Genomic DNA, 23,788 nt, shown 5'->3' on the forward strand with positions numbered 1-23,788 from the left:
GACATATGATCACATTTCCAACTAGATATCTATTTAAATGTTTACTCTTTAATGTATAATGTAACATTTTAAATATTTAAAACTTTCGGTTAATGAAATGTCTAAATGATATACAGTAAAGTTACTGAACCCCATGCATCATTTTTGAAAGCTTTTTGCTGGTAATTATTAAAATTATGCCTGCAGCAGCCGATATAACAACGAAGATCATGAAGAATGATGTAAACCCATCAATGGGTGTACCTAAAAAAGTTGTCACAGTCCTGGTTGAGGATGGATATAAACTGCCCATGTAGCCTGCCATTACACCACCAATTGAACTTGCTAAAAACCATGTGGCCATAAGAAGACAGGTAAATTTAAGGGGTGCTAACTTGGATACCATAGATAATCCAATTGGAGATAAACACAGCTCTCCCATTGTAAATAGTACATAAGCCAGTACAAGCCATAGAGGACTTATATTTTGAGTTCCAGCGTCAAGCATCTGGGCTGCAGGTAAAAGGGCTATGAATCCTACGGCTAATATAATTAATCCTATTGCCATTTTCAGAGGTACTGGAGGTTCATATCCTTTTTTTCTAAGAACTGGCCATAATGCAGCAAATAAAGGAGCTAATATTAGTATTGCCATGGGATTTATAATTTGGAACCAGCTTGCAGAATAATGCAGATTACCTAAAAATGGAATCACCTTATCTACATGTTGTTCAGCTAAAAGAGTAAGTGATACTCCCGACTGTTCAAACGCAATGAAAAAGAAAATGGAAAAGAACGATAAAATAGCGATAACTGCTGTCCTATCTTTTTCTGTTTTTGTTAACTTTTTACTGGAATTTTCTTTGCAGTTTATGTCATGGGAAGGTACTGAACCAACACTTTTACCTTCTGGTGTTACAAGGTATTTATTTTTGCTCCATATGAAAATAATTAGACCAATAATCATCCCTACGCCTGCAGCTAAAAAACCGTACATGTAATCTGCAGGGTTCCCTGTATCTCCTAACTCCCCTACAATTAATGGGGAAATGAGAGCACCAAGGTTGATACCCATGTAAAAAATAGTAAATGCTGAATCTTTCCTGTTATCATTTTTAGGATACAGAAAACCCACCATTGAGGATATGTTAGGTTTAAAAAATCCGTTACCTATTACAAGCAGCGATAAACCAATTAAAAAATATATTCCTTGATTATTAAAAATAAAAGAGGAATATGATGCCCCCTGAGCTATAGCTGGTACATAAAGATAACTGCTTACTGCAAGGGAAAATTGGCCCAGTGCCATTAGTATGCCTCCTGTAATTATGGATTTACGGTTCCCCCAGTATCTATCGGCTACATATCCTCCAATAAGAGGTGTCAAATATACCAATCCGGTGTAATATCCGTAAATAGTTGATGCAAATGTAGTATTATAAAGAAGGGCATTGACCATGTAAAGTATAAGAATAGATCTCATACCGTAGTAACTGAACCTTTCCCACATTTCAGTAAAAAATAAGGAATAAAGTCCTTTTGGATGTTTGTTTAGAATATTTTAGCCCCCTCATTTACTGTTGTTAAATTTGTAACCTTTAAGCTCACAGTGAAGTTCATCTTCGGGTTCAACGGTTTTTTTATCTTTTAATTTGCTTTTTCGATATCCATAAGCAAAATATACAGTTAAGCCAATGACCAGGCTCACTGCAAATCTTTCAAGTGTTGTGCTTGAAAGCTGGAAAATAAGAAACACACAGAAGATTATGGAGACAAGGGGAATTATGGGAACTAATGGACACTTGAATTTCCTTTCAATATCTGGTTGCTGTTTTCTAAGAATGATTATGGATAAAGCAAGGAAAATAAACGCTGAAAGTGTTCCAATATTAACAAGCTCAATTATAACACTTAATGGTAAAAATGCAGCGATAATTGAAGCTACTGCCCCTACAATTATGGTGCTTAATACTGGCGAGCGAAAATTAGGGTGAATTTTTGAAAAAACACCTGGCAAAAGTCCGTCTCTAGACATGGAATAAAATATCCTTGTTTGTCCAAATAGACTGGTAAGTAGTACTGATGTAAGTCCAAATAATGCCCCAAATGACACTATTGAAGCAGCCCAGTTAGCTCCTACTTTTTCAAGTGCAAATGTAACGGGTGCAGCATTATTTAATAAGTTGTAGGGAACCATGCCGTTTAAAACTGCTGCAACAGCAATGTAAAGAATGGAACTGATGATTAAAGAACCTATAATACCAATAGGCAGCGTCCTTTGTGGATTTTTTGTTTCTTCTGCAGCAGTGGAAACGGCATCAAAACCAATATATGCAAAAAAGACCATTGCAGCTCCTTGGATCACTCCAGTCCATCCATAAGGCATGAAAGGTTGATAATTTGCAGGATTTATAAAATTAGCGCCAACTATAATGAAAAGCAGTATAATGAAAACGTTGATTAAAACGATTACTGCATTAAATCGAGTGCTTTCTTTGATTCCTAGAACAAGTATCCCAGTTAAAAGTGCAATAATTAAAAATGCAGGCAAATTAATTAATCCAGTACATGGTGGGCTGGTAATTATTTTGGGTAGGATGAATCCTGTTGAATTAAGCAAGCCTACAATATATGAAGACCAGCCTACGGCAACAGCAGAAGCAGATATAAGATATTCAAATATTAAGACCCAGCCGATCATCCAGGCCCATACTTCACCCATTGCAACGTAAGTATAGGTGTAAACGCTCCCTGAAATAGGAATCATGGAAGCAAATTCAGCATAGCATAACGCAGTGAAAACACATGCAACTGCTGAAATAATAAATGATAAAACTAGTGCAGGTCCAGAATAGTTAGCTGAAGCGATACCAGTAACTATAAAAATACCTGCACCTATTATACAACCTAATCCCATAATGATTAAACTTAATGGGCCTATAGCTCTTTTCAGTGATTTATCTGAGTTATCTGTGTTAATTAGGTCATTTATTGGTTTTTTACGGAATATGTTTCTGTTCATGGTTTTACCAGATCCGTTTATTTTGCTGAAATTTCCTTTGTGACGGTATGAATTTCCTTTTTTAGTAAATTACTGTCCTTATTGGTTGCGTATTTTTTGTACCGTCTGAATATAAAATAAAATGTTAGACCTGCCAGTAACCATGCTCCAAATACTTCAATTGTAAGAAGTTTTAACTGTGTAATTAGGCCTAAACAGGCTATTATAGAAATTATTGGTATCGCAGGGACTAATGGACATTTAAATTTTCTTTTGATATCTGGCCTCTGTTTTCTAAGTATTATAACAGACAATGCAAGGAATATAAATGCGGTAAGCGCTGAAATATTCACCAGCTCAAAAATCCCTTCAAGAGGTAAAAAAGCAGATATCAGTGATGATATGACACCAACAAGTATGATGCTTGTTATTGGTGATTTAAAGTTAGGATGTACTTTAGTGAGCCTTTTGGGAAGTAACTGGTCCCTTGACATTGCAAAAAGAAGTCTAGGTACAACGAACATGCTTACTAAAATAACTGTGGTGAGTCCTGCAATTGCCCCAACCGTAACAACTGCTGTTGCCCAGTTTATTCCAACACTTTGAAGTGCAAGTTGAACTGGTGCTGCGTTTCCTTCAAACGTCGTGTAAGGGACCATTCCAGTTATTATAGCAGTTACAATGATATATAATAGTGAACAAACTGCAAGTGATCCTATGATTCCTATTGGGAGAGCTTTTTGAGGATTTTTTGTTTCTTCGGCTGCAGAAGCTACTGTATCGAAACCAACATATGCAAAAAAGACCATTGCTGCACCTTGAAGTACTCCTGCAAGTCCATTAGGAGCAAATGGATGATAATTTACAGGATTTATAAATTGAGCTCCTATTACTATAAATAATCCAATTACGGCGAGTTTTATAATGACAATTACTGCATTAACCTTAGCACTTTCCTTTGCGCCAAGAACAAGTATACCAGTTAAAAGAGCCACTATTAACAATGCAGGTAGGTTAATTAATCCAGAACCATTAAGTGGAGAACTTGTTATTATCTCAGGTAAAGAAAACCCCATTGAACTAAAGAATCCAGAAGTATAAGAAGACCAGCCTATTGCCACTGCAGATGCAGCAATAATATACTGGAGAATTCCAGTCCACCCTATCATCCATGCCCATATTTCACCCATTGTCACATGGGTGTATGTATATATTCCACCTGCTACTGTAATCATGGATGCCATTTCAGCATAACATAATGCTGTAAGTCCGCAGGCCATACCTGCAATTACAAATGATAAGATCAACGCAGGACCTGAAGTTACAGAGGCCACCCCAGTTACTATGAAGATCCCTGCACCAACAATTGCGCCAATACCCATTATAATAAGTCCTATTGGACCTAAAGAACGTTTTAATTTTTGATTACATGTATTCAGGTGCAAACATTCTTCTATATCTTTTTTATGGAACAAACTGCACATTATTACCACTATCCTTTATTACCGGAATAGGGGGCCTTAACCCGTAAACCAGTGAATCCGTATTTCCTAATTTTATCTAGGTATTCTTTTTCATCCATTCTGTAAACAGGAGGTGTTATTGTGGCATCATATACTTTACCTTCCCATGACACTACTATGTGTGAATATTCTCTAGGTTCATGCTCTATTGTTATTAAATAGATATTTTTTGCACCTTTTTTAACAAGTACGTCTGCAAACGCATGGGATTTGTGTTCGCAGTTGCATTTTTTAACGTTATATTTAAGGGACGCGATTTTGTGAAAGGATTTATTTATTTCTTGATCTTCGGAGGTCACTTGTGCGTTTACTTTTACTTCTTTAGATGTGTTAAAAGAATTATTAGAGCTAAAATCTACAGATAACAGTGTATTAATTGTAAAAATAATTGTTAATATTAATATTAATGTAAAAACGGCTTTTTTCATAATTACAACTCCTCAACTCTTCAATTTAAATACACTTTTAATTTTTAAAGTAAAATTTTACATTTTAGATATATAAAGTTTGTGGTTTTGCAGATATTTATTCTTAATATGCATACGTTAAAACGGATAAGTAAGAGTTATATATAAAATAAATGATAAAAAACAGAAAAATAGGCTATTAAAAGCTAATTATATCTAATTTATCCAAATAAAAGCTATTTAGGTGTTTTAATAATTTTTAATTAGTTATGTGAATGACAGTCAGAGATTCATTTATAACCAATAAAAGCTATTAATAAAACTTTAAAATTCTTTTTATTTCTATTTTAAGAATTATTATGTTTAATTTATAAAATGAGGGGATGGAATAGGAGTTAAAAATATATGGAGGCGCTCCTATCCCTAAGGGCGTGATTAACAAACATGAAAGTACCCAACTTTACATGTCAATTTATAATGTAAAAGTTTAAATATATAAACATTTCTATAATGAGCAGCGTTGTATTAATTAAACAAAATAAAAGGTAGTGTAAATAGACTTTATGAAAGACTGAAAATAGAAATGGCTGTCAAATACATCTTATATTTTTGAGTAAGAAGATGGAATAAATGATGAATTTCAACTAAAATTTCATCTTTACTACTTTTTTTAAAGTTAAGGCTTTCTTAAATCATATATAAAATTTTAAATTTCGCGCAGTTACCTTAACATACTTAAACCATGCGATTATTAATCTAATTTATTTTCAAGCTTTTTTCAAGGCTAAAGTAATTCGCTGCAATTCGAATTATTTAAAGTCTTTATTTCAAGCATACAACTTTGAAGTCTAAAAAACGTAATTAAATATCTTGGGATGTAAATATTCTTTTAAACCAGTAGAAGGGGATTGAATAGGAGTTAAAATGGAGGTACTCCTATTCATGATCTACAAAACAAACAACATACCTCATGTATAATGTAACATTTTACATATATAAAGTTTTCTGTTTTAGCAGTTAAGTAGTCAAACAAACTTTTTTTACTTATTTTAATGGATAACAAATTTAATAGATAAAAAAGGATTATTAATCCTTATTTAAAATTAAAAAAAGAGATTTTTTTATTTAAGGATTTTTACAACCTTATTATTTGCTGAGCTGTATTTCAATGGCTGAAACGTTACTGTTTGATCCTTCTCTGTTTGACACTTCTTCTGTGCTGATATCTATAGCTCCTACTTCTGCCTCGGTTATAAATCTATTTCTTACAATTTCTGCAACATCAACAGCCCTACTTATGGCTTTCCCTCGGGCTTTTAACATTACTTCAGATGTTCCCCCGTTCATTTGGGTCACGACAGCTAACACATAATTCATTACTGGTTTAGTTCCAATGTATACGACATTTTCTTCTGACATCTTTTAACCTCCGTAGAAATGATGAGTACTATAATATTTGAATGTAATATTATATACAACTATGCATTTTAATAGATAAAGATTTAAAAGATTCTAAATTCAAAAATGTGTAATTTTAATCTCAATTTTTAAGTTTAAGTTTATTTAAGATCATTTTATAAATCTGCTATATAATGACTATAAACAGCAATTAAGTGTTTTAATTTATATTTTAAACATATTATTCATTTTAATTGGTCCTGATAGAAATAAAAGGCAGTATTTTGGTTTATTTTCTTTATATTTCCCTTTTACCTGGAATTCTTTGGGGTTTAGAAGCTCCTTTTCCGGATAGTTTACCTTTAGTATAAGTTTCATCAGATTTTGTGGCCTTTTTATCTGTCATTGGTCGTATAAGGCCGTGTTCCAGTACATAATCTTCGTATAATAATTTATTTATAATTTCTCTAAAATCTGCACGGGATAACTCTGAAAATTCCTTTTTTAAGGTAGTGTATAATCGTTTTTCAAGGTAAACTCCATTATGATTTTTTAAAATGTCATTAGCTCTTGCTTCTATTGGAGCCAGCTTATCATTGTCTGTCATTTTTTATCTCCTGAAAATTTAAAATTAATCATCGCTTGACTATATGTTTTTTCTAAATAATTTAATTTCTTAATATTTAAGGGGTTGATTTATAGGATAAAAAAAATTTAAAACGCATAAAGGTTAGAATGGTTTAAACTTTTACACATTTAGGCTATTTTTTTCATTGTTTATTACTTTTTGCACTGTTTGAATTGATATTTAATGTTTTATAAAGATTTTTTATCATAGGGGTTTCCTTTAAATATAGAATCCCACATTTATTATTAAATAAAATCAATATAATAATACAAAATTAATCTGGTTAACTAACAATAATTAAAAGGTGAGAGTATGACAAGATTTGAAGAACTCTGTGAAAGTTATACTGGTGCAAGGAAACGGTATTTCAATTATGAAAATGAATGCATGGAATTTGGGGTTAAAATGGTGGATGGATTAAAAGAATATTTAAAATGTCCTCCAGAACAGGTGAATTACTACCCTCCTGATAAAGAAAGTGATCCTAATGTTAGTTATAACATACACGGAGCTACAAAACTTGGAGAAGATGGTTTCTGGCATGTTGGTATTGGAATTGGGTTATATGAAGTTCCACATGGCCGTCCACAGGAAAATGTGAGAAGTACGCTTTTAATTAAAAAGGAAGATGGTCGCTTTGTGGTAAAATATGGTAAGGAATCTAAGGATGAATTCAGGATATGTGAAGACAGCGAAGATGACCTTAAAAAGCTTTATGACTACATTTTTGATGAAATTAAAGAGTTATATGATAAACAGCTGGAACACATTACTGGCGGGGCTGAATTCGCCCATGATCACGATGATTTAAGGTATATTCAATAGAATATTCAATGCAATTTCAGGTTTAACTTATTAAAATATTTATTAGTCTTAATTTGTCTTTAATTTTTTTGATTTCCATCTGTATTGACACTGTTAAGACTATTGCGGTGTAATATGTTTAAATAAATTATAAATTTAGTATGCTGCAAAAGTCTAGACTTGTAAGGCTTATTAAATGAGTAATTTCATTTAAAAATAGTTATTTTTTAAAGTAATTGGATATAAGTCTAAATATTTGGTTTGAACTATTTAGACTTAAAATTTAAAAAGAAGTTATTTTATTATTTATTAAGATGTATTTCAATGGCTGAAACGTTACTGTTTGATCCTTCTCTGTTAGATACTTCTTCTGTACTGATATCTATAGTTCCAAGCTTTATATCTGTTATAAATCTGTTTCTTACAATTTCTGCAACATCAACAGCCTTGCTTATGGCCCTTCCACGTGCTTTTAGAATAACTTCTGAAGTTCCACTGTTCATTTGAGTTACTACAGCTAGTACATAATTCATCACTGGTTTATTTCCGATATATACGATGTTTTCCTCTGCCATTTTATACCTCCATATTCTAATATAATATTTTGACTTGGTATTAATACAGTTATGTATTCCTGTTTTAAATTTATTTTTGAGTATTCAAAACCTATAAAAAATTCTTTACTTTTAAAAATTAGTTCAAGTTAAACTGTATTTATATGTCGTGAATTAATTTTTTGTATATTCAAATCGTGAATGTGCATTATATGAAAATGGCTTCGCATGTGATTTAATTTATGTAATGCAGGCCTTAATTCTAATTGAACGAATTTATCCAGCCCCCATATCTTTTCTTTTCCTTCTTTTATCCTTTGCACGATTTCTGTTACCTCTGCAGGTTCTAGATGATGCCAGTAGGATTTGTCGTATCTGAGTTTAGCTATAATGTCCCACCAGTTTACTATGTTTGTCAAAGTTTCTCCTCCGAATCTAATAAAAATAGTTGAAATCAATTCAGGCAAAAGTATAAAAATATTGGTATAATTAGAATTATAATAGTTAATATGGTCTAAAATTCCTAATAAACTTTTCTATATCCTTATAAATGTATGTTACTTATTCATTATTAGTATTATACTTTAAAAAATAAAATTAAATAAATTGTCATTGAAATATGTAAGTTCCATGTTTTTTTAAATGACGTAACTTTTTAAACTTATAAACTTTAGGTATTTGAAAATCGTAGATTTTTAATGTTTGCAAAAAAGTTTTGACAGTAATTGATTAAATTTACGTCTTTAAATTAAAACGCATAAACAATAGTATCTTATTAAATAAGTAGTCAAAAATATTTGGTCATTCACTATAAATAGAAGGTAACTATACTCAACACATTTTCTATATTTATATTCCCATGAATATCTCCAATTAATTAAATTAGTTCACATTTTGAAATATATCATATTTTATCTTTTTAACCTCTGATTTTATGAATTCTGCAACGTCACCACTCTGACTATCATCAATCAGTAATCTTTAATTACATTAAAAAAGAAAATCTTTTAGTTCACTATCTAATTAATCTAAATTAGAGATTTTATTCTAAATTTAATTACATCTAAACTAAGTTACAAGGAGAAATAAATTGACCAGTAATCAAGCTAAAAAACTTTATCAAAAAGGAATAGAATTATTAAGCTATGGAAAGTCTGATGAGGCTGTTAACTACTTTCGTGAAGCAATAGGAGCAGATCCATTCTGTATGGAGGCCCAGCTAGAACTAGGATATCTCCTGGGATCCATGGACAATTATGAAGAAGCACTGCAGTGTTTTAATAAGGCAGTGAGAATAGAGAAAAATTTTCCAGGACTTTTTGGCAGAGGAATGTGTCTTTTCTTCATGGAAAACTATGATAAATCATTAGAAGTATTTTTAGAAGCCCAGGAATATGGGGAAAATGAGGATTTATGGTACTATATTGGAAGCCTTAATTTAATTCATTTAGGCAACTATGAAGGTGCTGTAAACTGCTTTGATATAGCACTGTCCATAGATGAAAACTTTATTGAAGCATGGAATGATTGTGGTATGGCTTACAGCATTTTAGAAGATGATGAAAATGCACTGATGTGTTTTGAAGAGGCTTTAAATATTGATCCTGATTACAAGCAGGCTATTTACAATATGGGGGCTACTTTAGCTGATATGGGCCGCTACAGCGAATCCTTGTCATATCTAGATAGAATCCTGGAAAAAGAGCAGGATAATTTCAAAGCGATGTTTTATAAAGGAAATGTACTGTATTTTATGGAAAAAGAGGAAGAATCAATCGAATACTTTATAAAAGCTCTTAAAATTGATAAAAATCAGCCAGAACTCTGGAATTACTTAGGCTATGTTCAGTTTAGCATTGGACAGGATTATGAAGCGGTAGAATCTTTTAAAGAAGCCATTAAGCTCGATGATGAGTATGATACAGCTTATATTAATTTAGGAAATGTTTATATGGATCTAGGTAAGAATAATCTTGCTTTTGGTTGTTTTGAACGGGTACTGGAAATTTCTTCAGATAGTGAAGAGGCACTAATGAAAATTGAAGAATTAAAGGCAGAAAAAGAAATATTGAACTGAAAAATTAAATATTTTTATAACATGCAGAATCACTTTTTAATGATTATCATGTAGGTATCTGTGATAGTTCTGTCGTCAACAGGTGGATATATTAGAATATGGTACCATGGAGTGCAGATTATATTTACAAATATAATTCCAGGCTTATTAGCTTTGAATGTAAATGTGTTCCCTTCAGTAGATATTAAGTCGAGATAGTCCTTGTTGTACTGTGCATTGAAGGATACTTCTGGAATATGAATTCCTGAAGGTGCAGCTGTAAATGTGTCATTTAGCTTTACGGTCTTTACATGAAACTGCCAGTTTGAATCCATTTGGGCTGCGGAAACTCCTGAAACCACAAAGCTCATTGAAAATACTGTTATAATAAAAATTGATGCTATTTTTAGACTGTTCATCTTTTATAAACCCTCCTTTTCAATTTAATAAATTAATACTGGTGATTGTTAGTAGTTACAAACATATAATATTATTTAAATTCAAAAATTAGGACATTTAAATGGAAACTAAATATTTAAGATCTATGGCGTATTGGTTATTTTAATTAACTCCAGCGAAGTTAGAGAATATTTCATCTAAAAAGATCACAGATTTGTTAAATAAACTTCCAGGCTGGAGATGAGATATGTATTTTTTTATAAGTGTCTAAAACTAAAATGGAAAAATGGATAAATAAAAAAAAGTAGATGATTTTTTTAAGGATGTGTTAACTGCGAACTTTATATGCGCATGTTAAAGTTGATATAACGATTAAATAAATGGTGAATAAATGAAATTAGAGTTTCATGGAGATTTTGTAACAATTTACATGCCATTAGTTGAAAGAGAAAAAGCAGTAACATTTTTAAATAAGTACGATATAAACTATAAAGAAGATGAGATAACCAGAATTGATGGAACATATATTCAATTTGGTTTTTATGCATCAGAAACAATAAAAAGATTATTTGATCAATTTTTTGAAACAGAACTAAATAAATTACAAAATTGGTAATTGCTTTTAAAAACTCATTTTAATTACTGATTTTACATTCTATGATTTTTGAATAATAAAATTTAAGTAAATGGTAAAACATAGGATAAAAAGAATGTTCTTTTTATTTTAGACGAAGTTTACGATATAAAATTAATTTGGATATATATTGTATCTAAAGCTTTTATAAATAAATAAGGAGATGGTTTAATGCATTTATTTTGTGTTGAATGCGGTGGAGAACTTAAACATTTTCATGAAGGTTACAAATGTATAAAATGCGGTAAGGAGTATCCTCCAGTAAAATGTAATAATAAAGAAAATAAATGATAAGGTTCTATTTTATTTACGGCTTAAAAACTCAATATTTGGGTATTTATCATAAAATTTGTAGTCTTATCCTGTTAAATTAAAATTTTTAGCATGTTATAATGAAATTCAATTTAATATTTAATTGTTAAATTTTGGTTAATTGAATACTGGTTAAAAATAGGGAATGCCCCTAACTGTTTGAATATGTTTGCAAATATCCCCACTTAAGCTGCATTATATTTTGTTTATTTGAGTTAAAGTATTTCATACAATAACTTAAGCAGATAAAAGTTAAAATGTTAATGCCGGCGCTTCAGGCACATAATTGGTGTCAAAATATAGGACACTTGAGAAAGGGATTACTCTCCTGTATTTATGGTTGTTGTCATTAAAATGGATAATAATTTCATTAGTCTGCACTGCCAGTTTTTCTACATTGTTTTCGCCTGTTTTAAATAACTCTTTATCTTTAGAGTTGAGATAGGTTATTTCAATAAATTGAGATTTTTCCATAATAGATCACCCGGTTGATTTTTAATTATTTAAATTATTGTTTTTAATATTAGTTATGTGATAAAAAACTGTAAACTTTATCGGTGAGATACCCGATTATTGTAATTTGAAGAAAGGACATAAAATATATACTATTAATATGTGTAAATGAACTAAAATGTTATAAATAGATGTTTCTATGGTAAAATGACATTAAAAACAATTTTAAAATAATATAGTTGGAAATAGGTCTAAATAATCCTGAGCACCGAAGGAGGCACCGAATGATGCCCAGGATTATTTAGCAGTCCACTTAATAATAAGTTCGTACTAATTTATATGTTTTTTGTACTTTTATGTTTTTGAACAGATGTATTTTTGTACATATGCACGTTTTTACTAATATTTTCCAATATTTTTGCTGTACTGCTTTTGTCTCAGATATTTGTTAAATGCTTAAAAAGGTATATTTTAATTTATTTTTTACTTGAAATTAAGAATTTAGGAATATCACTAAAATTTCATCAGTACTTTTAACTAATGAAAAGCAACAGCATACATGTCAAATACATAGAAGATATCACAATTAGATTGTAACTGCAAAAGTTCCTTAATTTCCTATGATTTGTGTATATTGGCATTTTAAGAGTGATCTGGGTTATGAAATAACATTCTACATTAAATTTGAATTGACATTTATCTTTTAAACGACTCCTATTGTAAAGCAGTTCGATTTATATATGATGTGGTTCAAATATCAACTAAAAATATTGGACTCCAAAACCTGTTAAAAATTCATATTGGCAGGAGGAGGGGCATAAATTTGGCTCAAAAACGTTTCGTTTGGGGGCATCTCTTTAAAAAAGAATAGGTGATTTGATGGATTCTAACTATGAGAACGCAATGATAATATTAAAAGCGATGGTGGAAAGAAGCAGAGTAAATGCCAGCAGTGGCGATGTCATAAGAAGAATTACCAATTTGGAATGTGAGGAAATTAACAGTGCAATACCCTGCCTGGAAGAAATGAACTTAGTAAAGACATTAGGCGACATAAGCAAGGTCAATTTTGACTTTTTTAACGTTAGACTCTTACCTGAAGGTATTGAATACTACGATAAGAATTTCGGAAAAATAAAGAGCATAGATTAAAAGCTCAAATTTTTGTGACGGTTTTTAATTAACAATTTTTATTTTTATATATTATTCTTCTGTTTTTGTGGTGGAAAGGCCTAAACGTTCGGCAACTACATGGATTGTTGACCCCTGTACCAGTGCTGAAGTTAAAGTTATAAAGAAAACTATGTTAAAGATCATGTTCGCGCCGCTAATTCCAGCTACTATGGGGTAGGTTGCAAAGATAATGGGCACAGCTCCTTTAATACCAACCCATGAAATGAAAACTTTGTCTTTGAGCCCTACTTTGAATGGCGAAAGACATAAAAATACTGCAAGGGGCCGGGCAACCAGGATCAGGAAGAAAGAAATTAAGATTCCTACTCCAATTACTGGAACAATTTGGGAAGGGAATACAAGGAGTCCAAGGGTTAAAAACATGATAATCTGCATTAACCATGCCATTCCATCGAAAAACTGCATCTGGATCTTTTTATTTATGAAGTGGCTGTTTCCAAGTATGAGTGCTGCGATGTAAACACTTAAAAAACCATTTCCGCCCACGAAATAGGTCACAGAAAATGTTAAAAATGCCAGGGCTATGGTAAGAACTGGATAAAGCCCTTGAATGTGGAGTTTAATGCTGTTAATTAATTTAACTGATCCTTTCCCGAAAATAACTCCTAGAATGACACCAAGTCCTATTGACTGCACCAGTAACAGTATGGTAGACCAAACTGACGTTGTAGGGTTCAATATCAAAAATATTAAGGTAGTGGTCAGGAAATAAGCCATGGGGTCGTTTGTTCCACTTTCAAGCTCGAGAGTAGGTATAATATTATTTTTTAAATTCTGGTTTTTTGACCTGAAGATAGAAAATATGGCCGCTGCATCTGTGGATGAAACAATGGATCCTATTAAAAGGGATTGAATAAGAGAAAACCCTGTAATCCAGTTAATAAAAAGGCCAACTGCCACAGTGGTTATTAAAACGCCAGCAGTAGAAAGAACCACCCCTCTACCAAGGACTGGCTTAACATCTTTCCATTTAGTGTCTAAACCTCCAGAATAAAGAATGATAACAAGAGCAATAATCCCTATAAACTGCGTAATATCGGGATTATCAAAATAAATTCCACCTATGCCTTCAGAACCTGCCAACATGCCTATTAAAAGGAAAAAAACGAGCGAAGGGATCCCCAGCCTGTTAGAAGTTTTGCTTATTATTATGCTGATAAAAAGCAAAAGAGAGCCAATTAAAATGAATTGTTCTGAAAGCATTACATAACTATATTTATTTATTTTGGTATATAATCTTTGATTATTAAAACTTTTACCTCATTATAATACTTCACGAGGTTTAAATGTTTAAAATATGTCCATTTAGAGATTCTATTAAAAAATGATTATTTTTAATGGGCATGAATTATGAAATGTTAACTTAAATCCTATTCTTTTTCTTCTTTTTCCCATCTTTTAAGGCACTGGTCAATGGTTAAACAGAATTTACTTTCCATGATTTCCTGTTCCAGTCTTGTTTTTTTAATAGATTGTCTGAGAGGTCCATAGACGTTGGCGGCTTTAACTTTAATGCCGCGGCTCTTCAGTTCGTCGACAAGTTCTTCTAACATTTCTATTCCTGAATAATCAATAAAAGAAGTGGCTTCAAAATCTAAAACAAATAATTTAGTGTCTTTATATTTTCCATCTACTAAATCTATAATGGTATTTTTCACGTTTTCTGTGTTCAGGAATATCTGTGACCCGTCAACCCTCACAATGAGGGTATGGGATGCTATTTCAGCTTCTGGGCGGCGTTTAATATCTAAATATTGTACAGTACCTGGAATACGACCTAGTATGGCTATATGTGGGTTGTACATGTTTTTAAGCAAGCTTAAGACGGATAATATAACTCCTATTACGATCCCTTCCAGTGCACCAATAAATAGCACGGTTAAAAGCGTTACAACTGCAACAGTAAATTCTATCTTGTTGAAATTATAGATTTTACGGAAATGGGGAATATCAACCAGGCCCCTTATTACATACAGTACAATGGCAGCTAGTATGGCTTGAGGCAAGTTGTAAAATACTCCTGTAAATAAAACCAGAACTAATAAAAGTACTAGTCCAGATACCCCTCCAGCAAGTTGGGTTTTTGCTCCGCTTTCGTCAGCTACTGCGGTTCTTGATAGGGTTCCACTTATTGGCAGCCCCTGGAAAAGGCCCACAGCTACATTAGATGCCCCCAAAGCCAGCAGTTCCTGGTTTTTATCAACTTTATAGTTGTTTTTAGCAGCATATTCAGAGGCGAATATATACCCTTCCACATAACTTACAAGAAAAACAGTCACTGCTAGAGTGATCAGGATATTAATATCTATCAAAGTGGGATCTGGAACTATCAAAGCAGGCAATCCTTGAGGAAGGCTCCCTACTATTTTTACACCTAAAGAAGCTAAATTAGCCAGAGTAACGACTGCAATTGACCCTAAAACAAGGAACAAAGTATTGGGTAGTTTAGGAAATTTTTTAGTGGCTAAAATTAAAAAAAGAATTCCACCGATACCAATGGCAAGAGTAGCAGGGTTGACCTGGTTAATATGCATGAAAAGATAATACATACGGTTAAAAAAAGTCCCTGAGCCTCCAGGTATTCCAAGTAATGTGGGGAGCTGTCCCGAGGCAATATATAAGGCTAAGCCTGCTAAAAATCCGGTTAAAACAGTTTTTGAAATAAATTTAATTATAAATCCTAATCTTAAAGCCCATGATATGAGTGCGAGAATCCCCACCATGACGGCTACAAGTGATGCCATCATGAAGTACTGGCCGGTATCTACAGCCATCAGAGAACCAATTGTAGAACCAACCAGTATAGAAATAGTTGATGTAGGGCCGATAGACAGTTGTTTAGATGTCCCAAAAATCATGTAAACCAGTAAAGCGATCATTGCAGAATATAAACCAATTTCTGGAGGCAGCCCTGCTAGAGAAACGTATGCCATGGCTTCGGGTATTGTAAATGCCCCAACTGTAATTCCAGCAATAATATCTGGCCTTAACCATTCTTTATTGTACGATCTTGCCCACCGGGTTATTGGGAGTAATGATGAAACTTTCATGGTTTTAGTCTCCAATTTTGAGCCAAATTAAATTATAAAAGTTTTATCTCTCTTTTAATATGTGGGTCATTTTTGTTAAAAGTAATGTTCAATGTCAGGTTTATGGTTAAATTTGTGTATTTTCCAGTTGTATGAATATGGAAAATAAAGAACAATGAATTAAATTTGTTTAAATATATTAAAATCAATTTTTTTCTATACTCTAATTTAACTCATGGATTTCCAGCAATTTTACACCTAAAAAAATATAGGGTCATCTTTACGGGAATCTTCGGCCTGTTTTTTCTCTAATTCTTTCATTTTCTTTCTTACAGCGAGAATGAATCTAGTTGCATCTGCAGACCTAACTTTTCTAACGGTTATTTTGCCGCTGGTAAACCATATTCTAATTCTAGCATACCCATAAAAATCAGTATCTTTCTTTTTATAGATACGTACTATATTCTTATATAGAACCAGTCCGTCTTCCATCATTATGCCCGTAGGTGTCATAATTACCTTGTGCCTGTCACCGGTGACACTTAAATATTCATCGTCCCCATACTTTGACGTGGTTTTCTTTCGTTTTCTTTTTCTTTTATTAGGTATTTCAGATCCTTCCTTTTTTGACGGCATGATCAGTGCCTCCTCTACTAGAGTATATCATTGTCCTTAAAATTGTTTTGGAAATAATCTAAAAAACACTACAATATCTAATTTAAATCATCTATCACGTTAAAAAAATTATGATTCTGTATATAAAAAATAATAAACTTTATTAAATATCTAATTTAAACAAATTCAGGATATCCTCAGCTTTAGATGCTTTATTAATTTATTTTTGGCATATTTTTTAATTAAAAGAGTATGTCTTAAGTTTTTATATGATTATAATGCATTAAATGGTTATTTTATTTTTAAAATATTTAATAACGTTTTTATTTTACAATTAACTTAACATATGTGTGTATTTTCATAATTTATTCGTATTAACCTTTAAAATAAGTAATAATCTTTTTATAATAGTTTAACATAACACCCTATGATCCTAAATTTGGATAATACTAATTATGGAGGGGGTGAAAAAGATATTAAAACAGGTAACTAAATATGAAAAGAGAATTTCAGTTCTATTAATGGTTTTAAGCTTAGCTTTAATTTTTAATTTCTGCATTAACAGTGCTTCGGCAGCTTCTGGCGATATTATTTATGTTAACGGTTCATCTGGAAATGATTCATGGGATGGTTTATCTGCAGCATGGACATCAGGTACAAACGGCCCGAAACTCAGCATTAAAAATGCGACAGGGACTGTAAACAGTGGTGGAACAGTTAGAATTGCAGATGGTAATTACAACGGAATAAACAACACTAAAATCAATATTAACAAGAACATGGCTATTATTGGCCAAAGTCAAACAGGTACTGTCATAAATGGGACTGATTCGGCGTGGATATTTAAGATCCAACCCGGTGCGACAGTTACAATCGAAAATTTAACCATCACAAATGGAAATGCATATAACGGTGGAGCTATTTACAATGCTGGAAATTTAACTGTTTCAGAAGGTAGGTTCACTGATAATCATGCATATGTTGCAGGCAGTGCTATTTACAATCATGGTACTTTGGCTGTGGTCTACAGCAGTTTCCTGAACAACGATGCAGATGGAGGTTATGGTGATCCTGCATATAACTTCGCTGCTGGAGCTATCTATAATGATGGTAATTTAACTGTAACTGATAGTTACTTCTCAGAAAACTGTGCAATGTATGGTCATGGTGCAGCTATCCACAATAATGGTGTTTTAATCGTAACTGGCACTGATTTTATAGGTAACTCTGTCTATGGTTTGGGTGGGGCTATCTACAATGATAATGCTTTGTTAATGGCTAACAGTAATTTCATTGCTAATGTTGCATATGCTGCAGGTGGTGCCATCTATAACATCGGTACTTTGGCTGTAACTGGCAGCAATTTCATGGGTAATGTTGCTTATGGTGCGTTTTATGCCCCGTATATCTCGACTGCTGGCGGTGCCATCTACAACGATTATGGTGGAACTTATACTGTGGACTCGTGTCAGTTTGCAGGAAACATTCCACAGGATATCTACAACAACACTGAAGCATCTTCAGGTTATGGCAGTGGTGTAATTACAGGCTCATCTGATGTCCAGGGCGCCACTGTAAAAGCTGCAAACAAAACTATGCCTCTACAAAAAACAGGGATGCCTTTAATTGGATTTATATCTGCTGTTTTATTAGTTTTAGGCGGATCAGCTGTTTCAAAAAGAAGATAATTTCTTTTTTCTATTTTTTTTAAGGTTGAATGTTTTAAATTGGATTTTATTTTTTTTTTTACATGACGCTTACTGGGGACAGTTTGATTTATATATGCCTAAATTAATATAATTAATTAATACATTCTGAGTAAAGGGGGTGTTGGAATGGGTTCTACCCAGGAAAACGCAATGATAATTTTAAAAGCAATGGTGGAAGGGAGCAGAAAACGCGGAAGCGGCGATGCCATAAAAAGGATGACCAATCTCGAATGCGGCGAGATTAATGAGGGTATAGACTGCCTGGAAAAGATGCACCTGGTAAGAACGCTACCTGGTTGTAATACATTCAGGTATAAATTTTTGAATGTTATTCTGGAACCAGAAGGCTGCAGGTACTACAGTGATCACTTTGGAAAGATAAGGGACATCGCATAAAAAAATATTATGGTGTTTCTTCGCTGAATGGCTAATTAAATCTCTATTTTTTCATTTTAAACATATAAACTTCCTTAGATCTCTAATGCTTTGATAAGATTTACATTTTTTCCATTTTAAATATTTAAAAACATTACTTTAAAATTCAAAAAGACTTTTTTAATAAATTTTGCCAGCAAAATATTAATTGAGATAAACAAATAATATATACTGGTGATTAGATGGAAGTTATAACCTTTGTAGAGGGGAACGTCCCAATTTCAAAAATTAAAGAATTTGAATCAGATTATGAAAATTTAAAACAAAATGAGAAACCAGAAGGAATGATAGCGTCATATTTAATTCAGGATGCTGATAGAAAGGGACGTTTTATAATTGAAACGGTATGGGTCAGTCAAGAAGCCTTAGATAAAATGGGAAATGAGCAGCTGGAAGTAGTTGAGTTATTTGAGAGATCGGGGATTAGGCCTACTATAAGGGCGTATAATATGGTAAATAACTTTTAGATTAATAATTCACCAGTTATCAGTTTAGAAAATATTTCTTTGTGTATTAATGATTAAATAATTCACACGAACTTATCATGCTGCGTTAAATAAATTTAATTTTTATGTGGAAATTTGTCTTCTTTAGACTATTATCTGCTGCAAATGTTTCCACATTTTTAACTGTTGTGATAAATATCACTTTTATAATAGCTGTAAAAATACAATAGCTCTATTTCCAACTGTTTACTGGGAAAATTCCCAGAGTAATTTAAATTATTTGAATATGTTGCAAGATACAGCTATGTACTTCAGTTTAAATAAGTGTAAATAGCATTAAAATTAGATGTGTGTAACATGAATGAACATAAACAGGTAGAAGTTGAAATAGATGAAGATTTTTGTATTCTTGTAGACGAAGGCCTAGAAGATGTCATTAAAAATTTCTTTCACTGGGAAATTGAAACATGCAACTGCTGTATTGACTACAAGGAGTCGACATGGATCGAGTTCTGCGATTTTGAAGATTGGAAAAAATTTTTAGAGCTTGCATTACGCAACAACATTGAAGTCAAAGGCGCAGAGCCTGAACGCGAAACTCTATGGGATTTTCTCCAGGTAAAAAGCAATGTAAAATTAGTTTTCGGTGAAGAACTCATAGATGATCCCAATAAAGAAGACGGTGTTTTAGGTACAGGTGTCCTTGTAATTTGTGTGGGCTTAATGTTTCCAAAAGAACTGTTGGGTGACTTTAAAGAGTTGTTGTTTGAAGTTCTGCCGATGGAATAGGGTATTGATTTTTGAATGGTGTTGGAATCTTTTAATTTTCAAAAGATTTCTAAATTATTTTAAACATTATTTTTTTATTTAAAGCTGTACAATTAATCAAATATTTTGACTATTTGTAGGGCAATCCTAAAAATTATACGTTAGATGTTCAATAATGGAACATGGACGTGTGAAAAATGTTAACTGAATTTTTTGGAAATTATCCTAGAATTAGAGTAATCGACCTCCTGCTTTCGCACCCTTACACTGAATACACTAAAATAGACATTGCAGAGTGTTCGGGCGTGGCACGTGGAACTTTATATGGATTTTTTGAGGAATTAACTAAATATAAATTAATTAAACCCACAAGAAAAATAGGAAATACTCAATTGTATTCTATAGATATGGATTCTCAGGTTGTAAAGGCTTTAAGTGCATTTCAAATTTTGCTGGCTTCTAAAGTGATTGAAAACGAATTGGAAGGGTCTCATGGAAAAGTAGCGGATATAAATGGGCTTTTCAAGGACATAGATAATATATTTGAAGACGAGATGAGTACTAGATCTAACAGTACAGACCATAAACTTTAATTAGGGACATATTACTTGAAGAATATTCGAAAATCCTTTGGAAAAAGATGTGTTTAAATATCTTTTTTATGATATTGCATTAGTTTTAATAAATGGAACTATTAATATATTAAATTGTAGAAGATAATTGAATGATTTTTCCGTGATTTATGGAAACCAAAGTTGAAGTTTTAGAAATTCTGGAAAATGATATTCCATGTTTAAAAAAGTTTTTCATGTTGAGGAACCTGCAGTTTCAAAACATAAAAAAATAAATTTTTTTGGAGGTTGAAGTAAATCTCTTCGAGATTTTCTGAACACTCGAAAATTTTATAAAAATTTTCGGTGTTTGTGAAGCAAGCTTCACAACCGTAAAAACCGAAGGTTTTTACATGCCCCGAAATCCTCGAAAACGAAGTTTTCGGGGTCGAGGAAATTATATTTCCTCCGGTTAGAAAATACTATGAATTTCGAGGGCCACAAAATCGTAGATTTTGGAGGTTAAATAATGAAATATAAAGTCTCTGTAGTAATAGAAAAGGATGAAGATGGATATTTTGCATTTAGTCCTGAGATTCAGGGTTGTTATGCTCAAGGTGAAAGTTACGAAGAAGTTATAGAAAACATTAAAGATGCTATTCGTCTCAATATAGAAGATATGATGGAAAGCGATGAAGTGATTCCCAAAATTGAATCCATTAGCTTGACTTCTCTGGAAGTAGAAGTATGAGTGAAAAACTTCCTCGAGTAACTGCAGATAAAGTTATAAAAGTATTAGAACGTGCCGGATTTGCTCTGGCGCGCCAAAGTGGAAGCCATAAAATTTATAAAAATGATGAAGGTGTGCGTGTTACGGTTCCTTATCATTCTGGAAAAATTCTTCACCCTAAACTGTTAAAAAGCATACTTAGAGATGCTGATTTAACTGCAGATCAGTTTAAAGAACTATTAAACTAATTGCATATTTTAAAAGTCTTCAAAATTAATATCATTTAAAACTAACATTTTTTTCTCTTCCTCATCAATTACAACAATCAACCGCTCATCTAAGCGTATCAATTCAGCGAGAGGCTTACCATTAATTTCAGCGTTTAATTTTCTTATTTTCCAGTTATTTTCGATTAACCAGCTCTTCATGTCTTCAGACATCTCTTTTTGAGGAATTTCTTTATTAGATCGCCCATTTTCTTTGTAATTGATTATCATTGGCATTTTCTCTCACCTAAGTCTTCTTGACAATTAGACATGTTGTAATACTATTATTTATACTTTGCCTAAATGTCTAAAGGGAAAGAATACTAAAAGACTAAACGGAAAAAGATAAACATGTCTATTAACCTATTTTATAACATGGAAACCCTTGAAAACGAAGAATTTCTCCAAAAATGGAAAAAATCAAATAAATCACAGAAAAGAGTCTCGATCATGGATGAAGCATTTGAGTTTGCCAGTCAAAAAGCGTTTGAGGACTTTGGGATTAGCCAGTCTTCTTTTAGTATGGAAATTTCGAAATTAATTTTGATTGCTAAGGAGTGTATTGAGAAAGAGAAAATAAATAATCTAAATTTTAATCATTAATTAACATTTAGTTGATTAGAATACAAATTGTCGAGATATTTCAGTTAATTGACATCTTTCTATCAATGTTATTTAAATTATTGGAATGATATTTCGAGTTTTTTCCTAAATGGTTGCCTTAAATCTTTCGATGGGCTTAATGGAGGTACTCTCAATCTTAAATAATTTAATAGAACATCTTGCAAAAATTTCTCAGATTCTTCAAGATCATCCCAATTTTCTAAAAGTTGATGAACATTCATACCTCTTAAATATGAAGCTTTTCTAATTTTATCTAAAGTTTCTTTTGCACTTAAACCCAGTAGTGGTGCTATATTTTCAGCCATACGCTCGTTACGGCCTTTTACTGGCAAACGGTTGGGATTTGAAAGTGCCCCTTTAAGCTGATTTAAACGTTTTTTATCGGATTTTAGAGTTTCAATACTGTTTGCAGTTTTAATTATCATAGCAATTTCGTCTTTACTAAGTAAAGGATCGGGGGTGCTGTCGAAAATATTTTCAACAGTAGCCCAAAGCATCGAAATACGACTTGGCATACATTTTTCAATGTAGGTTTGATTGATACCGCGAGCCGCAATTTTAACCTTTTCAGGGAAAAAAGGAAACATTTTCATTTTTTCTTTATCCCAAGAGTTTAGAGAAAAAAGCATTCTTTCTTGAGGTCCAGTAGAAACTGTTGGGTTCATTCGGGGTATTAAAGCAAAATCATAATGTTGTATAGCAAAACCGACATTTAATGAAATTGCAAGATAATCTAAAAGAACTTGTAATTTATCAATTACTTCATTTCTATCTAATTCGTTGATAGAATCTATTTGTACAGAGATCTCAAATGTTAAAGGGCAATTTGCATCAGGATGTGCAGGACAATTACCTAAAGTAAATTCCCATCCTTCAAAAATACCATCCAAACTGTTAATAAGATCATTTAGATGGAATATCCTTTCGTCAGGTGACCTACCACCTAATGCAGCGCATTTAGCGCGTATAAGTGTACCTATTGGTTCTTTCTGGTAATTTGATTGCTTAATAACTTTTTTAATGGCTTCTTTATCTGATGTGACTATTTCAACTCTTTCCCCTGTAGAAAAATTTCTAAAGAATATTAAAAATTTATCTTTGTTTGAGGGTTTAAGTAATTCTTCAAGATCTATTTCAAGATTGAGTTTGGAAAACCAATTATCTACGCTTTCAGCAGTAATGCTTGAAAAGGGCCAATACATTTCAATTCTGTATCCTTTTTCAAGTAACTCAATTACTCTTTCATTATCTTTCATTTATCATCATCTTTTCA

At 32.1% G+C, this 23,788-nt stretch carries 27 protein-coding genes; 12 read left to right on the forward strand and 15 right to left on the reverse strand.

The genetic code is table 11. The features are described 5' to 3' along the window. Window positions 1-121: 121 nt before the first annotated feature. The 6 genes from EJ01_RS06455 to EJ01_RS06480 all read right to left on the reverse strand — a co-directional run bounded on the left by EJ01_RS06455 (window position 122) and on the right by EJ01_RS06480 (window position 6,915). Window positions 122-1,537 (reverse strand): peptide MFS transporter, encoded by a 1,416-nt coding sequence (locus tag EJ01_RS06455; RefSeq protein ID WP_157197576.1) that lies wholly within the window; start codon window positions 1,535-1,537, stop codon window positions 122-124. Between the two features lie 12 nt (window positions 1,538-1,549). Further along, window positions 1,550-3,001 (reverse strand): amino acid permease, encoded by a 1,452-nt coding sequence (locus tag EJ01_RS06460; protein ID WP_048081229.1) that lies wholly within the window; start codon window positions 2,999-3,001, stop codon window positions 1,550-1,552. Between the two features lie 17 nt (window positions 3,002-3,018). Then, window positions 3,019-4,464, reverse strand: coding sequence for an amino acid permease (locus EJ01_RS06465; RefSeq protein WP_048081228.1), 1,446 nt, complete (start codon window positions 4,462-4,464; stop codon window positions 3,019-3,021). 8 nt (window positions 4,465-4,472) lie between these two features. Then, window positions 4,473-4,931 (reverse strand): hypothetical protein, encoded by a 459-nt coding sequence (locus tag EJ01_RS06470; protein ID WP_048081227.1) that lies wholly within the window; start codon window positions 4,929-4,931, stop codon window positions 4,473-4,475. Window positions 4,932-6,056: 1,125 nt separating this feature from the next. Then, a complete protein-coding gene (gene albA, locus EJ01_RS06475) occupies window positions 6,057-6,329 on the reverse strand; it encodes a DNA-binding protein Alba (RefSeq protein WP_048081226.1) in 273 nt (90 codons plus the stop codon). A gap of 277 nt (window positions 6,330-6,606) precedes the next feature. Next, on the reverse strand, window positions 6,607-6,915 hold the full coding sequence (locus EJ01_RS06480; RefSeq protein WP_048081225.1) for a hypothetical protein: 309 nt from the start codon (window positions 6,913-6,915) through the stop codon (window positions 6,607-6,609). 333 nt (window positions 6,916-7,248) lie between these two features. On the opposite strand from EJ01_RS06480, the gene EJ01_RS06485 reads away from it, so the two are divergent. After that, window positions 7,249-7,761, forward strand: a complete 513-nt coding sequence (locus EJ01_RS06485) for a hypothetical protein (RefSeq protein ID WP_048081224.1) — start codon at window positions 7,249-7,251, stop codon at window positions 7,759-7,761. Window positions 7,762-8,042: 281 nt separating this feature from the next. Here the strand turns inward: EJ01_RS06485 and albA (EJ01_RS06490) are convergent, their stop codons facing one another. Continuing rightward, complete coding sequence (albA, locus tag EJ01_RS06490; RefSeq protein ID WP_048081223.1) at window positions 8,043-8,315, reverse strand: DNA-binding protein Alba; 273 nt, start codon at window positions 8,313-8,315, stop codon at window positions 8,043-8,045. Window positions 8,316-8,443: 128 nt separating this feature from the next. Next, window positions 8,444-8,713, reverse strand: coding sequence for a hypothetical protein (locus EJ01_RS06495; protein WP_048081222.1), 270 nt, complete (start codon window positions 8,711-8,713; stop codon window positions 8,444-8,446). Window positions 8,714-9,384: 671 nt separating this feature from the next. Here EJ01_RS06495 and EJ01_RS06500 point away from each other — a divergent pair. Next, window positions 9,385-10,371: a tetratricopeptide repeat protein gene (locus EJ01_RS06500; protein ID WP_048081221.1), complete on the forward strand. Its 987-nt coding sequence runs from the start codon at window positions 9,385-9,387 to the stop codon at window positions 10,369-10,371. A 29-nt stretch (window positions 10,372-10,400) separates the two neighbouring features. On the opposite strand, the gene EJ01_RS06505 is transcribed toward EJ01_RS06500, so the two are convergent. Beyond that, a complete protein-coding gene (locus EJ01_RS06505) occupies window positions 10,401-10,769 on the reverse strand; it encodes a hypothetical protein (protein ID WP_048081220.1) in 369 nt (122 codons plus the stop codon). Window positions 10,770-11,140: 371 nt separating this feature from the next. Between EJ01_RS06505 and EJ01_RS06510 the strand changes: the two genes are divergently transcribed. Continuing rightward, the gene (locus EJ01_RS06510) at window positions 11,141-11,365 is read left to right on the forward strand and encodes a hypothetical protein (protein ID WP_048081219.1); all 225 of its coding nucleotides are present in this window, start codon (window positions 11,141-11,143) and stop codon (window positions 11,363-11,365) included. Between the two features lie 582 nt (window positions 11,366-11,947). Here the strand turns inward: EJ01_RS06510 and EJ01_RS06515 are convergent. Next, entirely contained in the window at window positions 11,948-12,169 is a 222-nt protein-coding gene (locus EJ01_RS06515; protein WP_048081218.1) for a hypothetical protein, read from the reverse strand. Window positions 12,170-13,027: 858 nt separating this feature from the next. Here EJ01_RS06515 and EJ01_RS06520 point away from each other — a divergent pair. Then, window positions 13,028-13,300, forward strand: a complete 273-nt coding sequence (locus EJ01_RS06520) for a hypothetical protein (protein WP_048081217.1) — start codon at window positions 13,028-13,030, stop codon at window positions 13,298-13,300. A gap of 51 nt (window positions 13,301-13,351) precedes the next feature. On the opposite strand, the gene EJ01_RS06525 is transcribed toward EJ01_RS06520, so the two are convergent. From EJ01_RS06525 to EJ01_RS06535, 3 genes are all read right to left on the reverse strand, one after another. Continuing rightward, complete coding sequence (locus EJ01_RS06525; RefSeq protein WP_048081216.1) at window positions 13,352-14,545, reverse strand: potassium/proton antiporter; 1,194 nt, start codon at window positions 14,543-14,545, stop codon at window positions 13,352-13,354. A 167-nt stretch (window positions 14,546-14,712) separates the two neighbouring features. After that, a complete protein-coding gene (locus tag EJ01_RS06530; protein WP_048081215.1) occupies window positions 14,713-16,392 on the reverse strand; it encodes a SulP family inorganic anion transporter in 1,680 nt (559 codons plus the stop codon). Between the two features lie 237 nt (window positions 16,393-16,629). Beyond that, window positions 16,630-17,007 carry a hypothetical protein gene (locus EJ01_RS06535; RefSeq protein WP_048081214.1) on the reverse strand — a complete coding sequence of 126 codons (378 nt, stop codon included), beginning with the start codon at window positions 17,005-17,007 and terminating at the stop codon, window positions 16,630-16,632. Between the two features lie 443 nt (window positions 17,008-17,450). Between EJ01_RS06535 and EJ01_RS06540 the strand changes: the two genes are divergently transcribed. The 7 genes from EJ01_RS06540 to EJ01_RS06570 all read left to right on the forward strand — a co-directional run bounded on the left by EJ01_RS06540 (window position 17,451) and on the right by EJ01_RS06570 (window position 21,873). Then, the gene (locus EJ01_RS06540) at window positions 17,451-18,674 is read left to right on the forward strand and encodes a hypothetical protein (protein WP_157197574.1); all 1,224 of its coding nucleotides are present in this window, start codon (window positions 17,451-17,453) and stop codon (window positions 18,672-18,674) included. A gap of 147 nt (window positions 18,675-18,821) precedes the next feature. Then, window positions 18,822-19,091 carry a hypothetical protein gene (locus tag EJ01_RS06545; protein ID WP_048081212.1) on the forward strand — a complete coding sequence of 90 codons (270 nt, stop codon included), beginning with the start codon at window positions 18,822-18,824 and terminating at the stop codon, window positions 19,089-19,091. A gap of 221 nt (window positions 19,092-19,312) precedes the next feature. Further along, window positions 19,313-19,597 (forward strand): hypothetical protein, encoded by a 285-nt coding sequence (locus EJ01_RS06550; protein ID WP_048081211.1) that lies wholly within the window; start codon window positions 19,313-19,315, stop codon window positions 19,595-19,597. 336 nt (window positions 19,598-19,933) lie between these two features. Beyond that, window positions 19,934-20,365 (forward strand): hypothetical protein, encoded by a 432-nt coding sequence (locus tag EJ01_RS06555; protein ID WP_048081210.1) that lies wholly within the window; start codon window positions 19,934-19,936, stop codon window positions 20,363-20,365. A 176-nt stretch (window positions 20,366-20,541) separates the two neighbouring features. After that, a complete protein-coding gene (locus tag EJ01_RS06560) occupies window positions 20,542-20,937 on the forward strand; it encodes a hypothetical protein (RefSeq protein WP_157197573.1) in 396 nt (131 codons plus the stop codon). A gap of 487 nt (window positions 20,938-21,424) precedes the next feature. Further along, a complete protein-coding gene (locus EJ01_RS06565; protein WP_048081209.1) occupies window positions 21,425-21,646 on the forward strand; it encodes a type II toxin-antitoxin system HicB family antitoxin in 222 nt (73 codons plus the stop codon). Beyond that, a complete protein-coding gene (locus tag EJ01_RS06570; RefSeq protein ID WP_048081208.1) occupies window positions 21,643-21,873 on the forward strand; it encodes a type II toxin-antitoxin system HicA family toxin in 231 nt (76 codons plus the stop codon). The genes EJ01_RS06565 and EJ01_RS06570 overlap by 4 nt, the downstream gene beginning before the upstream one ends. A 9-nt stretch (window positions 21,874-21,882) precedes the next feature. Here EJ01_RS06570 and EJ01_RS06575 read toward each other — a convergent pair whose 3' ends face one another. Beyond that, the gene (locus EJ01_RS06575) at window positions 21,883-22,128 is read right to left on the reverse strand and encodes a hypothetical protein (protein WP_048081207.1); all 246 of its coding nucleotides are present in this window, start codon (window positions 22,126-22,128) and stop codon (window positions 21,883-21,885) included. 114 nt (window positions 22,129-22,242) lie between these two features. Here EJ01_RS06575 and EJ01_RS06580 point away from each other — a divergent pair, with 114 nt between their 5' ends. Beyond that, entirely contained in the window at window positions 22,243-22,494 is a 252-nt protein-coding gene (locus tag EJ01_RS06580; protein ID WP_048081206.1) for a hypothetical protein, read from the forward strand. Window positions 22,495-22,571: 77 nt separating this feature from the next. Here the strand turns inward: EJ01_RS06580 and EJ01_RS06585 are convergent, their stop codons facing one another. After that, window positions 22,572-23,771 (reverse strand): hypothetical protein, encoded by a 1,200-nt coding sequence (locus tag EJ01_RS06585; protein ID WP_048081205.1) that lies wholly within the window; start codon window positions 23,769-23,771, stop codon window positions 22,572-22,574. Between the last annotated feature and the right edge of the window lie 17 nt (window positions 23,772-23,788).

Source organism: Methanobacterium veterum (genome assembly GCF_000745485.1).
Classification (GTDB): domain Archaea; phylum Methanobacteriota; class Methanobacteria; order Methanobacteriales; family Methanobacteriaceae; genus Methanobacterium_D; species Methanobacterium_D veterum.

Coding starts and splice junctions, on each gene's coding strand:
- EJ01_RS06460 (WP_048081229.1), bottom strand. CDS start 3,001: ATGAACAGAAACATATTCCGTAAAAAACCAATAAATGACCTAATTAAC.
- EJ01_RS06465 (WP_048081228.1), bottom strand. CDS start 4,464: ATGTGCAGTTTGTTCCATAAAAAAGATATAGAAGAATGTTTGCACCTG.
- EJ01_RS06470 (WP_048081227.1), bottom strand. CDS start 4,931: ATGAAAAAAGCCGTTTTTACATTAATATTAATATTAACAATTATTTTT.
- albA (WP_048081226.1), bottom strand. CDS start 6,329: ATGTCAGAAGAAAATGTCGTATACATTGGAACTAAACCAGTAATGAAT.
- EJ01_RS06480 (WP_048081225.1), bottom strand. CDS start 6,915: ATGACAGACAATGATAAGCTGGCTCCAATAGAAGCAAGAGCTAATGAC.
- EJ01_RS06485 (WP_048081224.1), top strand. CDS start 7,249: ATGACAAGATTTGAAGAACTCTGTGAAAGTTATACTGGTGCAAGGAAA.
- albA (WP_048081223.1), bottom strand. CDS start 8,315: ATGGCAGAGGAAAACATCGTATATATCGGAAATAAACCAGTGATGAAT.
- EJ01_RS06505 (WP_048081220.1), bottom strand. CDS start 10,769: ATGAACAGTCTAAAAATAGCATCAATTTTTATTATAACAGTATTTTCA.
- EJ01_RS06510 (WP_048081219.1), top strand. CDS start 11,141: ATGAAATTAGAGTTTCATGGAGATTTTGTAACAATTTACATGCCATTA.
- EJ01_RS06515 (WP_048081218.1), bottom strand. CDS start 12,169: ATGGAAAAATCTCAATTTATTGAAATAACCTATCTCAACTCTAAAGAT.
- EJ01_RS06520 (WP_048081217.1), top strand. CDS start 13,028: ATGGATTCTAACTATGAGAACGCAATGATAATATTAAAAGCGATGGTG.
- EJ01_RS06525 (WP_048081216.1), bottom strand. CDS start 14,545: ATGCTTTCAGAACAATTCATTTTAATTGGCTCTCTTTTGCTTTTTATC.
- EJ01_RS06530 (WP_048081215.1), bottom strand. CDS start 16,392: ATGAAAGTTTCATCATTACTCCCAATAACCCGGTGGGCAAGATCGTAC.
- EJ01_RS06535 (WP_048081214.1), bottom strand. CDS start 17,007: ATGCCGTCAAAAAAGGAAGGATCTGAAATACCTAATAAAAGAAAAAGA.
- EJ01_RS06545 (WP_048081212.1), top strand. CDS start 18,822: ATGGGTTCTACCCAGGAAAACGCAATGATAATTTTAAAAGCAATGGTG.
- EJ01_RS06550 (WP_048081211.1), top strand. CDS start 19,313: ATGGAAGTTATAACCTTTGTAGAGGGGAACGTCCCAATTTCAAAAATT.
- EJ01_RS06555 (WP_048081210.1), top strand. CDS start 19,934: ATGAATGAACATAAACAGGTAGAAGTTGAAATAGATGAAGATTTTTGT.
- EJ01_RS06560 (WP_157197573.1), top strand. CDS start 20,542: ATGTTAACTGAATTTTTTGGAAATTATCCTAGAATTAGAGTAATCGAC.
- EJ01_RS06565 (WP_048081209.1), top strand. CDS start 21,425: ATGAAATATAAAGTCTCTGTAGTAATAGAAAAGGATGAAGATGGATAT.
- EJ01_RS06570 (WP_048081208.1), top strand. CDS start 21,643: ATGAGTGAAAAACTTCCTCGAGTAACTGCAGATAAAGTTATAAAAGTA.
- EJ01_RS06575 (WP_048081207.1), bottom strand. CDS start 22,128: ATGCCAATGATAATCAATTACAAAGAAAATGGGCGATCTAATAAAGAA.
- EJ01_RS06580 (WP_048081206.1), top strand. CDS start 22,243: ATGTCTATTAACCTATTTTATAACATGGAAACCCTTGAAAACGAAGAA.
- EJ01_RS06585 (WP_048081205.1), bottom strand. CDS start 23,771: ATGAAAGATAATGAAAGAGTAATTGAGTTACTTGAAAAAGGATACAGA.